Raw genomic sequence first — 2,150 nt, 5'->3', positions numbered from 1 at the left:
GTATTTAATCGCTACGTTTGAAACGGAAGCATGTTGAACTAAAAGTCGGGAAACCCCGCCTTTATGTAAGTTGTTGATTTTTCCATTTATTCTTACTTTGACCCAACCATTGCGGAAATCCCAATGGTTACTTTACGTGCTGGACAAAAGGAATAAATGCATTGCTTTTTAGCGTGTTACTTGTGCGCAAGGGTCTGGACAAGCAGATGCCAAATCTGTCGTCTGATTAGATATCAATGAGTTATCACTAAAATGGGCATTCCCACTTAAATGGGCTTTCAAATCCCAATTGGCGCGATCAGCCAAAAATTTGTCCGATCGGAACTGAGCCAAAGTGAGGACCTCGGATAAATCAAGGAGTTAGGTTAAAGGGGAGGATTGTCCCTTTTAAACTCTAACGACTCGTCGCGATAATTTTAATCAGTGATCTACAACTATCAAGCCATCAAATACAGTAACCATTGGCGAATAAAACAATGAATGAGAGGAAATGAATACAAAGTAAAATTCTGCAATAAAAATAATATAAATTAGTTTAACTAGATCAAATTTATGAAAAAACAAACTTACTTTTAGTCATCTAAAACAATACATTGTTGCTGCTTAGTTAAGCTACAACTTTGTCACGGATTAACCAACCAGCAGTATAATTGTTAAACAAAATCCCTTGAAAAAATGGTTGTCAGGCATTATACATTCAGTATACTTTGTCGCCTTTCAGGTTGAGTTGGTTCGTGATATAGCTGAGTTAGGTTAGGGTATCGGCTTTATATTCAGACTCATTTAATATTAGCCGAACCTTTTCTTTGTTAACATCACAAGAGCCGATAACACATTATGAATCAACTAGATCAGCACAAATTTGATAAGCTTGTTGAGATTGTAGATACAACTTTGAATAGTCTTTCTGTGTTATTTGAAGAATTTGGCATAGAAGGCATGCACAAACTCACTGATCCATCATTAGATCAATTAAAACAGTTATTTTCCTATATGAAGGAAGAAGCTGAAAACCTTGAAAAAGACTTAGAAAGCAACGCTGATAGTATGAACTCCGTTACAGCCTTGATGTTTTTGCAAAACGTTAAGCAAGGTTTATTGTTTGCTGATACCTTGCTAATCGGTATTGAAAAGTTTGATGCAGAATATTGTGAGCGTGCACACAATGGTATTAGAAGTAATTCTTTAGTTAGTCCACAATGGTAATACCATAAATCAATAAGGGATAATCATATGAAAAGTCTAAATAATCTTTACGAAAGTGCTTTAAAGCTCGAAGCTATTATGAAGGAAATACACCGAAGAGCTGAAATTATGCGTATGAAGGTCGTCAAGAGAGCCGCTTAGCTTGTTAAATTGCTTACTAAAGTATTCAATTAACCTAAATTAATTATTTAATAATCATAAAAAGCCCTCCCTCCGAGGGCTTTTTCGCATCTGCCCACATTCCCCCCAATCCCCCAACAACTCCCCAATTCCACCCTATTGGTTATTTATTGACGGCTAAATGGGATTTTTTTCAGTGGCATATCCGCTATGTAGGTCTGAATTGTGCGGGGTATGTTATGTGATGGTGGGTTGTGAAAAACCTTGGTTTAGCGGACGTGATGAAAATTGGGGATTTTGGGATTGGAGGACTAGGGAAAGCTGTTCTCTATAAGGGGAATAGCATACTAGATTTTTTTCGGTTAAATCCGAGTCAAGTCTTTAGAAATGACGAAGACTCGACGTTCGCATATCGATGGGCGTCTGGAATTATTTGCAAAGCTGGTGATACATTTAGTGGATTCACCGCTCATTTTAATGGCGCAGGCGTCAAATTTTTTGCAGGATATCCCGCTGCTGCTGTTTACTATGATGTTTGGACTGATAAAAACACCACGGTCGATGGTAGCGGCTTCATAAAAAAAGCCTCGCCTATCATTCAAATTCACCCCGATGGCTCATTCACCACAAATGATGAATCCGAGGGCGCTACAGTGACCAAACTCGGCATCGGTCACTATCAGGTGACTGGCGTATTGGGTTATAACGCCGATGGTGCATGGGGTGTGCACGGTGGTATTTCATCACCAAAAAATAATAATGGACTGGAGTTAATCTACATCGATGATAAAGTGCAAAAAGATGGCTCTATCACCATCAAAACC

2 protein-coding genes are annotated in these 2,150 nt (G+C 38.4%); both read left to right on the top strand.

What is annotated here, in order from left to right:
- Positions 1 to 837 precede the first annotated feature (837 nt).
- Entirely contained in the window at positions 838 to 1,206 is a 369-nt protein-coding gene (locus tag Xkoz_RS19020) for a hypothetical protein (RefSeq protein ID WP_099143499.1), read from the top strand.
- Between the two features lie 374 nt (positions 1,207 to 1,580).
- Positions 1,581 to 2,150 (top strand): phage tail fiber protein (locus Xkoz_RS22455; protein ID WP_479688403.1); only part of this gene is annotated, 570 nt, incomplete at its 3' end.

This window comes from Xenorhabdus kozodoii, from assembly GCF_002632875.1.
Taxonomy (GTDB): domain Bacteria; phylum Pseudomonadota; class Gammaproteobacteria; order Enterobacterales; family Enterobacteriaceae; genus Xenorhabdus; species Xenorhabdus kozodoii.
Note: the sequence above shows the minus strand (reverse complement) of the source record. Positions and strands in the feature narration are given on the sequence as shown.